The 12,460-nt window shown below is 70.7% G+C and carries 6 protein-coding genes, 1 tRNA gene and 1 pseudogene; 1 reads left to right on the top strand and 7 read right to left on the bottom strand.

Annotated features, from left to right (window positions below; all coding sequences use genetic code 11):
• Nucleotides 1-16 precede the first annotated feature (16 nt).
• Both ABZ079_RS06930 and ABZ079_RS06925 read right to left on the bottom strand, forming a co-directional pair.
• Entirely contained in the window at nt 17-205 is a 189-nt protein-coding gene (locus ABZ079_RS06930) for a ferredoxin (RefSeq protein WP_356938352.1), read from the bottom strand.
• 130 nt (nt 206-335) lie between these two features.
• Nucleotides 336-758: a hypothetical protein gene (locus tag ABZ079_RS06925; protein ID WP_356938351.1), complete on the bottom strand. Its 423-nt coding sequence runs from the start codon at nt 756-758 to the stop codon at nt 336-338.
• A 764-nt stretch (nt 759-1,522) separates the two neighbouring features.
• Here ABZ079_RS06925 and ABZ079_RS06920 point away from each other — a divergent pair.
• Nucleotides 1,523-5,683 carry a hypothetical protein gene (locus tag ABZ079_RS06920; protein WP_356938350.1) on the top strand — a complete coding sequence of 1,387 codons (4,161 nt, stop codon included), beginning with the start codon at nt 1,523-1,525 and terminating at the stop codon, nt 5,681-5,683.
• Between the two features lie 165 nt (nt 5,684-5,848).
• On the opposite strand, the pseudogene ABZ079_RS06915 reads toward ABZ079_RS06920, so the two are convergent.
• The 5 genes and pseudogenes from ABZ079_RS06915 to gyrB all read right to left on the bottom strand — a co-directional run.
• Nucleotides 5,849-6,258: pseudogene (locus tag ABZ079_RS06915) on the bottom strand (MarR family transcriptional regulator); the annotation flags it as partial.
• Between the two features lie 250 nt (nt 6,259-6,508).
• Nucleotides 6,509-6,585, bottom strand: a tRNA-Ile gene (locus ABZ079_RS06910).
• Nucleotides 6,586-6,697: 112 nt separating this feature from the next.
• Nucleotides 6,698-7,423: a DUF3566 domain-containing protein gene (locus tag ABZ079_RS06905; protein ID WP_356938349.1), complete on the bottom strand. Its 726-nt coding sequence runs from the start codon at nt 7,421-7,423 to the stop codon at nt 6,698-6,700.
• An 18-nt stretch (nt 7,424-7,441) separates the two neighbouring features.
• Entirely contained in the window at nt 7,442-10,036 is a 2,595-nt protein-coding gene (gene gyrA, locus ABZ079_RS06900; protein WP_356938348.1) for a DNA gyrase subunit A, read from the bottom strand.
• Between the two features lie 42 nt (nt 10,037-10,078).
• Nucleotides 10,079-12,145, bottom strand: coding sequence for a DNA topoisomerase (ATP-hydrolyzing) subunit B (gyrB, locus tag ABZ079_RS06895; RefSeq protein WP_356938347.1), 2,067 nt, complete (start codon nt 12,143-12,145; stop codon nt 10,079-10,081).
• Nucleotides 12,146-12,460: the final 315 nt, after the last annotated feature.

Here is a 12,460-nt window from a genome sequence, read left to right as displayed (position 1 = left end):
CTTGCCCGCGAGACCGCTATGCCGTGAGCCGGATCGCCTGCGAGGGGCACTTCTCGGCAGCCTCCGCGACCTGCGGGTCGTCGGCGGACTCCTCGCGGCCGGGCCGTACGACGCCATAGCCGTCCTCGAAGGCGAACACGGCCGGTGCCCGGTGCGCGCACTCGGCGGAGCCGTAGCACAGGCTGCGTTCCACGGAGACCCTCATACGTCCTCCAGCCGTTCAGCGACCCCCGGCCATGACGTCCGGCAGGGGTCGGCTCGGTGACTTCCAGGACGTCACTGCCCGGCGGGGCGGGCGCTGAACCGGCCGGCCGGCGGCCGCCGTGCCGGCGGCGCTACCGCTGCCCGCCCGCGGCCGACAGCCAGTGGGCCACCCGCCGGACCGTGGGCTCGTCGAGCCGGTCGGCCAGTACCCGGACCGCCTCGCCGTCCTCGGGACCCAGCTCGTACAGGCCCGCCTTGCTCAGACCGGCCATGAGCACCTGGTGCCGGCGGTCCGTCATGCGTTCGGCCAGCTTGGCCGGTTCGCCGGGGCCTTCCGGGGGCGGCCCCGCCGAGGCGGCGGGTGCGGGTGCCTGGGCGGCCGGGGCGTCGTAGAGGTGCCAGGTACCGTCCTTCGGGCCCCACAGCGCGACCGTCACCTCGTCTCCGCGCGCCCGCAGGGTCTGGGCCATGTCCCCGGCGGCGTACAGCACGGGCGATCGGTGCGGGGACTCGGCAGCCACCGTCCAGGAGCTCTGGGAGGGCTGGTGGAACATCGCGACCCAGCGTGGAGCACCGGGCGGTCGCGGGCACCGGGGACGCTTCTCCATGGCAATCACCCCTTCGGAACAGCCGATTGGAGTGACCGTAGCTGACGGATCGTCAGGTTTCCAGGACGGGTCCGGCCCGGACGAAGGAGGCAGAGGAGGCCGGGAATGAGCGGACGGGACGAGGCGGCGGCCGGAACCGCGCCGCGTGCCGGTGCGCCGGCGTCGGCCGGGGCGCGGCCCAGGCCGTGCCGAAGGACCCCGGCCGTGCCGAAGGACCCCGGCGCGGGGCCGCTCACGCGAGCCCGCCCACCCAGCCGCACGAGCCGGGCACCGCCCGGCACACCCGAAGCAGAGCCCCTGCCCGTCCGGTACCGGTCCCTCCCCTCGTGGGGACCGGTACCGAACGGTGCAGGGGATGTCGACCCGTGCCACGTCGGCGCATCGGCGCGGGTCGAAGAACGGAGCCGTTCCCGCAGGCGTTCGCGGGTTCAGCCGTGGTCGTCGTCGCCGCTTTCTTCCTCCGAAGGCACCCGCTCGCATGCTTGCGGCGGAAGTTGTCCGAGAACGTTCGCTGCCATGGGCTGTCTCTCCGAGCACTGAGCCGGTGGCCTGTCCAGACGGTGCGTGACCAGTCCGCTACCCGGTCCGGATCCTGCCATCTGTGGCCTCCGGCGAGGAGGTTCCGGTCCGCGCCCCCGTCCTTATCCGCAGGTCAGCCCTATAAGGTGAGTTTTCCGGTCCGGACGTCCAGATGCGTAAGGGGTGGGACCTTGAGTTCCGACTCAGGGGCACGCACAGCGTTCGCGGAACGCCTCGCGCTGCTGTACAAGGAGGCCGGAAACCCTCCCCTCAAGAGCGTCGCCGAGGCGGTCGTGCGGTTGCAGCGGGTCGACGAGCGCGGCCGGCCCGTACGGGTTTCGGCCCAGCGGATCAGTGACTGGCGCCGGGCCCGGAACGTGCCGGCCCAGTTCGCCGCCCTCGCCGCGGTCCTGCACATCCTGATCCCGGAGGCACGACGCCTGCGGCCCGCGCCCGTCTCCAGCGGTCTGTACGACCTCACCCACTGGCAGCGCATGTGGGAGCGCGCGCTGGCCGACCCGGTCGGCGACCGGCCCGCGCCGCCCGCGCAGGAGGACCAACGGCCCCCCGCCCAGGCCCCGCCCGTCGCCGGTGGTGTGTGCCCGTACCGAGGGCTGGCCCCGTACCGGCACGAGGACGCGCGCTGGTTCTTCGGCCGGGAGCGGAGCACGAACGCGCTCGTCGCCCAGCTGCGTGCCGCGGAGCGGACGGGCGGCCTGGTGATGCTGGTGGGCGCCTCGGGTGCGGGAAAGTCGTCCCTGCTGAACGCAGGCCTGGTCCCCGCGCTGCGTGACGGCGCCCTCGGTGCCTGGGCGGCCGACGGAACCACGGCCCCCGCGAGTACCACCTCCTCGGATACCGCCACCCCTCCGTCCGCCGGCACTCCCGACGGCGACGTCACCGGCGTCCCCGCCGAAGACGACGCCTCCGCCGACGGCACCGCGCCCTGCGGCCCGGTGCTGCAGCTCGTCCCCGGTCCCGACCCCCTCGGCGAGCTGGTCCGCCGTATCCCGGATCTCGCCCCCGTCGCCGCCGACGCGCGCAAGGCCGAGCAGGAGGCGACGGAGAACCCGGCGGCGCCGGGCTCCGACGCCCCGCGGCTCGCCCGGGCGGCGCGCGAGGCCGTCTCGGCATGGGCGCGCCGCGAGATGCCCCCGGATGCCCGGCCGGTCGTCATCGTGGACCAGTTCGAGGAGGCGTTCACCCTCTGCGCCGACGAGGCGGACCGGCGTACCTTCATCCAGCTCCTGGCCGCCGCCTGCACCCCGCCCGCCCGCTCGGGCGGGGCCGCCCCCGCGCTGGTGGTCCTCGGCATCCGCGCCGACTTCTACGAGCAGTGCCTCGGCTACCGGGAACTGGCCAACGCGCTGCAGCACCGGCACATGGTGCTCGGCCCGCTCACCACCGGCGAGCTGCGTGACGCCGTGACCGGTCCGGCCAAGGCGGTAGGCCTCGAGCTGGAACCGGGGCTCGCCGAGCTGATCGTGCGGGAAGTGAGCGCCGACGGCCCGCGCGGGGCGCACGACGCGGGCGTACTGCCGCTGCTGTCCCACGCCCTGCTGGCCACCTGGCAGCGCCGGAAGGCCGGGCGGCTGACGCTGGCCGGTTACCGCGCGGCGGGCGGCATCCAGGGGGCCGTGGCGGCGACCGCCGAGCGCGCCTGGTCCGGCCTCGACCCCGCCGCCCGTACGGCGGCCCGGCTGCTCCTGCTGCGGCTGGTCCGGCTGGGCGAGGACACCCAGGCCACGCGGCGACGGGGCACCCGGCGGCAGCTGGCGGACGAGTCGTCGGACCCCGGCAAGACCGAGGAGTCCCTCGAGGCGCTGGTGCGGGCCCGGCTGGTGACGCTGGACGCGGACACCGTCGAGATCACCCACGAGGCGCTGCTGCACGCCTGGCCGCGGCTGCGGCACTGGATAGACGACAACCGCAACGACCACCTGCTGCGGCAGCGGCTGGAGGAGGACGGCCGGGCCTGGGAGGACTCCGGCCGGGACAACTCGCTGCTGTACCGCGGTTCCCGGCTGGAGCAGGCCCGCAACTGGGCAAGGTCGGCCGGGGACACCTATCTGACCCGGAGCGCGGTGGAGTTCCTGGCCGCCTCCGTCCGGCTGCGCAAGCGCTTGGTGTGGCTCAGCCGGACCGCGGTGGCGGCGCTGGTCGTGCTGGCCCTGCTCGCCGGCTGTACGGCGGTGATCGCCTGGCAGCAGCGGGACGACGCCGTGTTCGCCCAGGTGCTCGCCGAGGCCGACCGGGTCCAGCACACGGACCCGTCCCTGGCCGCGCAGCTCGACCTGGTCGCCCACGATCTGCGCCCGGACGACGAGGGCACCTACAGCCGGCTGATCTCGATCGTCAACGCGCCGCTGGCCACCGCCCTGTCCGGCCACACCGGCGCCGTGTACCTCACCTCGTTCAGCCCCGACGGCAGGACCCTGGCCACGGCCAGCTACGACCGCACGGTCCGGCTGTGGAACGTGGCCGACCCCAGCCACCCGAAGCCGCTCGGCAAGCCGCTCACCGGCCACACCAGCTGGGTGAGCAGCGCGGTCTTCAGCCCGGACGGGCACACCCTCGCCAGCGCGGGCGACGACGGCACGGTCCGCCTGTGGGACGTGACAGACCCCGCCCACCCGGCCCCCCTCGGCCGGCCCCTGACCGTCCACACGGGCACGATCTACCTGATCGCCTTCAGCCCCGACGGCCGCACCCTGGCCTCGGCCGGCGAGGACCACACCGTGCGTCTGTGGGACGTCGCCGACCCGCGCCGGCCGAAGGCACGGGCCGCGCTGCGCGGCCACACCGCCGCGGTGCGCTCCGTGGCGTTCAGCCCGGACGGGCGGACGCTCGCGGCGGGCGGCGACGACGCCACCGTCCTGCTGTGGCGCACGGCCGACCCGCGCCGGCCCGAGCCGATCCGCACCGTGCTCAAGGGCCACACGGACATCGTGCACTCGCTGGCCTTCAGCCCCGACGGCAGGACCCTGGCCAGCGGCAGCGCGGACGACACCATCCGGCTGTGGGACGTGACCGATACCGGCCGTCCGGCCGCGCTCGGCGCACCGCTGACCGGCCACACCGGTCCCATCTGGTCCGTGGCGTTCAGCCCCGACGGCGGCCGGCTGGCCGCCGCGAGCGCGGACAGCACGGCGAGCCTGTGGAACGTGAGCGATCCGGCGTCCCCCTCGCAGGTCGGGGAGCCGCTCACGGGCAGCAGCGGGGAGATGTACGCTCTGGGCTTCAGCCCCGACGGGCGGACCCTCGCCACCGGCAGCGGCGACAGCAAGGTGCGCCTGTGGTCGATACCGACCTCGGACATGATCGGTCGGAGCGGAGCATTCCGGCCGGACGGGCGGGTGCTCGCCACCGCCGCGCGGGACGGCAGGCTGCGGTTGTGGAACGTGGGGCGTCCCGGCCGGCCGTTGCCGCTGGGGAAACCCTTCATGCGCGCGGACGGCGACCAGCGTTCCCTGGTGTTCTCCCCCGACGGCCGCACCCTCGCCGTCCTCACGGGGGCCAGGGCCGTGTACCTGTGGGACGTCTCCGATCCCTCCCACCCACTCTCCGCCGGACCGCCCCTCCCCCTGCGGACCCGCTTCATGGGCCCCGACGCGCTGGCCTACAGCCCGGACGGCCGCACCCTGGCCACGGCCTACGACGACCGCACCATCCGGCTCTGGGACGTCTCCTCCCCCTCGCGCCCCGTCCCGCTCGGCAAGCCGCTCACCGGCCACCGGGGCTACATCAACGCCCTCGTCTTCAGCCCCGACGGCCGCACCCTGGCCAGCGGCGGCGCGGACAGCACCATCCGGCTGTGGAACGTCACCGACCCGGCCCACGCGGTCCACGCCGGCACACCGCTCGACGAGCACTCCGGTCCCGTCAACGCGCTCGCCTACACCCCGGACGGGCACACCCTGGCCAGCGGCAGCGACGACGACACGGTCCGCCTCTGGAACGTCACCGACCCCACCGGGGCGAGCGCGCTGGGCGCACCGCTCACCGGCCACAGCGAGGCGGTGACGTCACTGACGCTCAGCGCGGGCGGCCACATCCTGGCCAGCGGCGGCAACGACAACACGGTCCGCCTCTGGAACATCACCGACCCCGCCGGGGCGGCCGCGATCGGCCAGTCGATGAGCCCCAACGCCAAGACGGGCAACTTCCTGACCTTCAGCCCCAACAGCCATGTCCTCGGCGTCTCCAGCGGTGCCGACACGGTCCGCCTGTGGCGGCTGGACGCCGGCACGGCGATCCGGCACATCTGCTCGGTCACCCGGGGCGTACTGACTCCGCGGAAGTGGCACGAGTACCTTCCCCGCCTCTCCTACGACCCTCCGTGCGGACGTTGATCGGCCAACCTGATTGATTCGCGGGGGACTTGGTCCCACGAGCCGCCCAACCTTGTTACCCTTGGCCATGGCCCGATCGCTGGTGCATCCCCCGTCGCCAGCGGTCGGGTCTTTTTTCATGCCCTGAAAGACTTCCTCGCGTTCTAGCGGGAAGCCCCCTCGCGTTTCGACGTTGGCGATCATCGTGCGCAGCGCCCTGAGCGCGGCCACGTACTCCTCGTCGCCGATGCCCCCGTCGACCACGGCGCGCAGCCCGGTGGCCAGATCACGCAGCCGCAGTCTTGCTGCTTCGCCCGCGTCGGCGAGGTGCAGACGCTGCCGCCGTCGGCGTGAAGCCAGTCGCGATCGAGGAGCTGGTCGATGACCCGCGGGATTCGTGCGGCCCGCCTGCGAGTGGCGTGAGTGGCGTGGCCACCTCCTCACGGCTCGGCGCCGCGGGCCACTCGTTCACACAGTCGAGTACCCGGTACCGCGGCTGCGTGACGTCGATCCTGGCCATCGCGTACACGCAGGTGCCGGGTGACAGTGGCGTGCGCCAGGCCACTCCCATGGCCGATGGGCCGGCTGGCCAGCATCTCGTCGGTGGCGGCCGGATCCGCCGGGGCCTGGTTCGGTGACGCCGCTGCTCAACGGTTTCATGATCACGAGGTCATTTTCCGCAGGAGCGGCTGAGCCCTTCCCGTACCCGCGGTCTGAAGGCGCGGGACAGGCCGTCGCGGTACTCGCCGATCTTCTCGAAGACCCGCCCGTGGCTGACCGTCGCTGGCGGTGTCAACCGTGGGTGTCAAAAGACCCCCAGCCGGTATGGCTTGGGGGTCTTCTCGCTGGTGGGGCTAACAGGATTTGAACCTGTGGCCTCATCCTTATCAGGGATGCGCTCTAACCAACTGAGCTATAGCCCCGCCGCGCTCTGCGGTGTATGTCCCGCGCGCTGACTCCTGAAGATTAGCGCACGACCGTGCCAGTCCCAAAATCGGTTGTCGGGGGACCGTCAGGTCAGGGAGCCGTCGGCGGTCACTCGTCCTCCGCCAGGGTCAGCTCGACGCCGCCCACGAAGCCCGCGGAGAGGTTGTAGATGAACGCGCCGAGGGTCGCGAGCGCTGTGGCCAGCACCACGTCGATGACCGCGATGATCGTCGTGAACATCAGGACGTGGGGGAGCGACAGGAACGCCTGGAGGTCGAAGCCGTTCGCCTCGTTGGAACCGGTCGCCTCGGAGATCGTGCCACCGACCGTCGAGAAGACACCCATCGCGTCCATGACCATCCACAGCACCGCCGAGGCGACGATCGTGCAGATACCGAGCGCGATGGAGAGCAGGAAGCTGACCTTCATCACCGACCACGGGTCGGCCTTGGCCACCCGCAGCCGGGCCTTGCGGGTGCGGGGCGCGGTGCGCGCGCCGGTGCGCGGCCGGCGTACGCCACCGGCGGGGGCCTGCGCCGGATAGGCCTGTGGCGGGTGGTACGGCCCGGCAGGCTGCTCCTGACGCCGCTCTCCGGGGAGCGGGGACGCCGGCTGCGCCTCGCCGGCCGCGGCCGGTCCTCGGGTGTCCGTCACCGTTCCCCCTTGGGATTCCTGCGTGCCGGCAGAGTCCGTCACGGAAGCCTTCACCGGTCTCAGATTGGTCGTGTGCGGGTCGTTCGCGGCCTCCGCACGCGCGGCGGAGCCACGACCGCCGCCGTCCGATTCCGTACCCGTGGAGGTACCGGCCGATCCGGCGCCCGTGGCTCCGCTCACGATGACTCACTCCTCGTGCTACTCGGCCGAGGGCGCCTCACCCTCGTCCGTGCCGGTGGTCGTGGCACCCTCGGCGGTCTCGTCGACGACGTCCCCGCCGTCGACCTCCTCCGCCTCGCGCCCCGCCTCGGCGTTACGTGCGATACCGACCACGGCATCGCGCTTGCCCAGGTTGATCAGTTGGACGCCCATGGTGTCACGGCCCGTCTCCCTGACCTCGTTGACTCGCGTACGAATCACACCGCCCGACAGGGTGATGGCGAGGATCTCGTCGTTCTCCTCGACAATCAGCGCGCCGACGAGCGAGCCGCGGTCTTCCACGATCTTGGCGGCCTTGATGCCGAGGCCGCCGCGACCCTGGACGCGGTACTCGTCGACGGCGGTCCGCTTCGCGTACCCACCGTCCGTCGCAGTGAACACGAACGTACCGGGTCGGACGACATTCATCGAGAGAAGCTCGTCGCCCTCACGGAAACTCATCCCCTTGACGCCGGAGGTGGCGCGGCCCATCGGGCGCAGCGTGTCGTCCGAGGCGGTGAACCGGATCGACTGCGCCTTCCTGCTGACCAGAAGGAGATCGTCGTCGGCCGAGACGAGTTCGGCACCGATCAGTTCGTCGTCGGAACCGCCCTCGCGCTCCCGCAGGTTGATCGCGATGACACCGCCGGAGCGCGGCGAGTCGTAATCCTTCAGCGGCGTCTTCTTCACCAGGCCGGACTTGGTCGCCAGGACCAGGTACGGCGCCGCCTCGTAGTCACGGATCGCGAGGATCTCGGCGATCGCCTCGTCCGGCTGGAAGGCGAGCAGGTTCGCCACGTGCTGGCCGCGCGCCTCCCGGCCGGCCTCGGGCAGCTCGTACGCCTTGGCCCGGTACACCCGGCCCTTGTTGGTGAAGAACAGCAGCCAGTGGTGCGTGGTGGAGACGAAGAAGTGGTCGACGATGTCGTCTTCCTTCAGCTTCGTACCGCGTACGCCCTTGCCGCCGCGCTTCTGCGCCCGGTAGTCGTCCGTCTTCGTCCGCTTGACGTAGCCGCCGCGCGAGACGGTGACGACGATGTCCTCCTCGGCGATCAGGTCCTCGATGGACATGTCGCCCTCGTACGGGATCAGCTTGGTCTGGCGGTCGTCGCCGTACTTCTCGACGATGGCCGCCAGCTCCTGGCTGACGATCCCGCGCTGGCGGACCGGCGAGGCGAGGATCTCGTTGTACTCGTTGATCTTCGTCTGGAGTTCGTCGTGCTCCTGGACGATCTTCTGCCGCTCCAGGGCGGCCAGACGCCTCAGCTGCATCTCGAGGATCGCGTTGGCCTGGATCTCGTCGATCTCCAGCAGGCCCATCAGGCCGGTGCGCGCGACGTCGACGGTCTCACTGCGCCGGATCAGCGCGATGACCTCGTCGATGGCGTCCAGGGCCTTCAGCAGACCACGCAGGATGTGGGCGCGCTCCTCGGCCTTGCGCAGCCGGAAGCGCGTCCGGCGCACGATGACCTCGATCTGGTGCGTCACCCAGTGGCGGATGAAGGCATCGAGCGAGAGGGTGCGCGGGACACCGTCGACCAGCGCCAGCATGTTGGCGCCGAAGTTCGTCTGCAGGTCGGTGTGCTTGTACAGGTTGTTCAGGACGACCTTGGCGACCGCGTCCCGCTTGAGGACGATCACCAGGCGCTGGCCCGTACGGGACGACGTCTCGTCGCGGACGTCGGCGATGCCGCCGATCTTGCCGTCCTTGACCAGGTCGGCGATCTTCTGCGCCAGGTTGTCGGGGTTCACCTGGTACGGCAGCTCGGTGACCACCAGGCACTGGCGGTTCTGGATCTCCTCGACCTCGACCACCGCGCGCATCGTGATGGAGCCGCGCCCGGTGCGGTACGCCTCCTCGATCCCCTTGCGGCCGACGACGAGCGCGCCGGTCGGGAAGTCGGGGCCCTTGATGCGCTCCATGAGCGCGTCCAGCAGCTCCTCGTGCGACGCGTCGGGGTTCTCCAGATACCACTGAGCGCCGGCCGCGACCTCGCGCAGGTTGTGCGGCGGAATGTTGGTCGCCATGCCGACCGCGATACCGGCCGAGCCGTTGATCAGCAGGTTCGGGAAGCGGGCGGGCAGGACGGTCGGCTCCTGGGAGCGGCCGTCGTAGTTGTCCGTGAAGTCGACGGTCTCCTCGTCGATGTCCCGGACCATCTCCATCGACAGCGGCGCCATCTTGCACTCGGTGTAGCGCATCGCCGCGGCCGGGTCGTTACCCGGGGAGCCGAAGTTGCCGTTGGAGTCCACCAGCGGCATCCGCATCGACCAGGGCTGGGCGAGGCGCACCAGGGCGTCGTAGATCGAGGAGTCACCGTGGGGGTGGTAGTTGCCCATGACGTCGCCGACGACACGGGCGCACTTGTAGAAGCCGCGGTCGGGGCGGTAGCCGCCGTCGTACATGGCGTACAGGACGCGGCGGTGGACGGGCTTGAGGCCGTCCCGGACGTCGGGCAGCGCACGGGACACGATGACGGACATCGCGTAGTCCAGATACGAGCGCTGCATCTCCGTCTCGAGCCCGACGGGTTCGACGCGCATCACGAGTTCGCCGCCCTCTTCAGGCGTCACGGGAGTGTTCTCGTCGGCCATTGCTGGTGAAGATCCTTCCTGGTGCGGTCAGCTGAGACCGACTCAGATGTCGAGGAAGCGGACGTCCTTGGCGTTGCGCTGGATGAACGCGCGGCGAGCTTCGACGTCCTCGCCCATGAGGACCGAGAACAGGTCGTCGGCCTGGGCGGCGTCGTCGAGGGTGACCTGGCCGAGGACGCGGTGCTCCTGGTCCATCGTGGTCACGCGCAGCTCCTCGGCGTTCATCTCGCCGAGACCCTTGAAGCGCTGGATGGAGTCCTCACGGATGCGCTTGCCGCGCTGCCGGCCCATCTCGATCAGCGCGTCGCGCTCGCGGTCCGAGTACGCGTACTCGATGTCGTCCCGGCCCCACTTGATCTTGTACAGCGGAGGACGGGAGAGGTACACGTGCCCGGCCTCGACCAGCGGCCGCATGAAGCGGAACAGGAAGGTGAGCAGCAGGGTGCTGATGTGCTGGCCGTCGACGTCGGCGTCCGCCATCAGGATGATCTTGTGATAGCGGAGCTTCTCGATGTCGAAGTCCTCGTGCACGCCCGTGCCGAAGGCGGAGATCAGCGCCTGGATCTCCTGGTTCTGCAGGATCTTGTCGATCCTGGCCTTCTCGACGTTCAGGATCTTGCCGCGGATCGGGAGGATCGCCTGGTACTGCGGGTTCCGGCCGGACTTGGCCGAGCCGCCGGCGGAGTCACCCTCGACGATGAAGATCTCGCACTTGGTGGGGTCGTTCGACTGGCAGTCGGAGAGCTTGCCCGGCAGGGACGCCGACTCCAGCAGGCCCTTGCGGCGCGTCAGGTCGCGGGCCTTGCGGGCCGCCACGCGCGCGGTGGCCGCCTGGATGCCCTTGCGGATGATGTCCGCCGCCTCGACCGGGTTGCGGTCCAGCCAGTCGTTGAGGTGCTCGTAGACCGCCTTCTGCACGAAGGTCTTGGCCTCCGTGTTGCCCAGCTTGGTCTTCGTCTGGCCCTCGAACTGCGGCTCGCTCAGCTTGACCGAGATGATCGCGGTCAGGCCCTCACGGATGTCGTCCCCGGTGAGGTTGTCGTCCTTCTCGCGCAGCAGCTTCTTGTCGCGCGCGTACTTGTTGATCAGCGAGGTCAGCGCCGCCCGGAAACCCTCTTCGTGGGTACCGCCCTCGTGGGTGTGGATGATGTTCGCGAAGGAGTACACGCCCTCGCTGTAGCCGCTGTTCCACTGCATGGCGACCTCGAGGGACAGGCTCTTGTCCTTGTCCTCGGCCTCCAGGTCGATGACGGTGGGGTGCACCGCGTCTCCCTTGCGGGAGTTGAGGTACTTCACGAAGTCGACGATGCCACCCTCGTAGTGGTACGTGACGGTCTTGACCTCGTCCTTCTCGTCCGCACCCGCCTCGTCCGCCCCGGCCGTGGCCTTCGCCGACTCGCGCTCGTCAGTGAGTTTGATCGTCAAACCCTTGTTGAGGAACGCCATCTCCTGGAAGCGCCGCGACAGCGTCTCGAAGGAGTACTCGGTGGTCTCGAAGATCTCCGTGTCGGCCCAGAAGGTGACCGAGGTGCCCGTCTCCTCCGTGGCCTCGTGCTTGGCCAGCGGCGCCGTCGGAACGCCCATCTTGTAGTCCTGCGTCCAGCGGTGCCCGTCGGTCTTCACCTCGACGGAGACCTTCGACGACAGGGCGTTCACGACGGAGACACCGACGCCGTGCAGACCACCGGAGACGGCGTACCCGCCGCCGCCGAACTTGCCGCCCGCGTGCAGCACGGTCAGCACGACCTCGACGGCCGGCTTGCCCTCGGAGGGCACGATGCCCACCGGGATGCCACGGCCGTTGTCGACGACGCGCACACCGCCGTCGGCGAGGACCGTCACGTCGATGGTGTCCGCGTAGCCGGCCAGCGCCTCGTCGACCGAGTTGTCGACGACCTCGTACACCAGGTGGTGCAGACCGCGCTCACCGGTGGAACCGATGTACATGCCGGGCCGCTTGCGGACCGCGTCCAGCCCTTCGAGCACGGTGATGGCGCTGGCGTCGTAGGAGGAGGCTGTGGCCTCGCCGTTCACGCCGGCGTCGGTGGACGGGATGTTCTCGTTGGGGTTGCCGGAATCGGCCACGAAGCGCCCTTTCTGGCACAGCACGAGCCGGGCTCGTCGGCAGGTTGCCGGAGCGGCTGCGGCATGTTGCGTTGGTAAGCCTTGATCAGCGTTGCTCAGCGTTTCCCGGGCGGTCCCCACGTTGGGGCGGGATTGCCTTCCAGTCTACCGGTAGCACTGACATCGATGGGGGTTTGCCGGTACCTGAGCCCCCATGTGCCGCCCTCAACAGGTCTCGGCCGGGTCCCGATATGCAGACGGGGGCTCCAAGGGGCTCACAGCGGCACTCAGCGCTTCGAGCCGTCAACCCTTGGCTACTGGGGGGTCAGATGGCGATCCGGCGGTGATCCGGTGGGTCTC

The sequence above is a fragment of the Streptomyces sp. NPDC006314 genome, assembly GCF_040613075.1.
Classification (GTDB): Bacteria; Actinomycetota; Actinomycetes; order Streptomycetales; family Streptomycetaceae; genus Streptomyces.
Note: the sequence above shows the minus strand (reverse complement) of the source record. Positions and strands in the feature narration are given on the sequence as shown.

Coding starts and splice junctions, on each gene's coding strand:
- ABZ079_RS06930 (WP_356938352.1), bottom strand. CDS start 205: ATGAGGGTCTCCGTGGAACGCAGCCTGTGCTACGGCTCCGCCGAGTGC.
- ABZ079_RS06925 (WP_356938351.1), bottom strand. CDS start 758: ATGTTCCACCAGCCCTCCCAGAGCTCCTGGACGGTGGCTGCCGAGTCC.
- gyrA (WP_356938348.1), bottom strand. CDS start 10,036: ATGGCCGACGAGAACACTCCCGTGACGCCTGAAGAGGGCGGCGAACTC.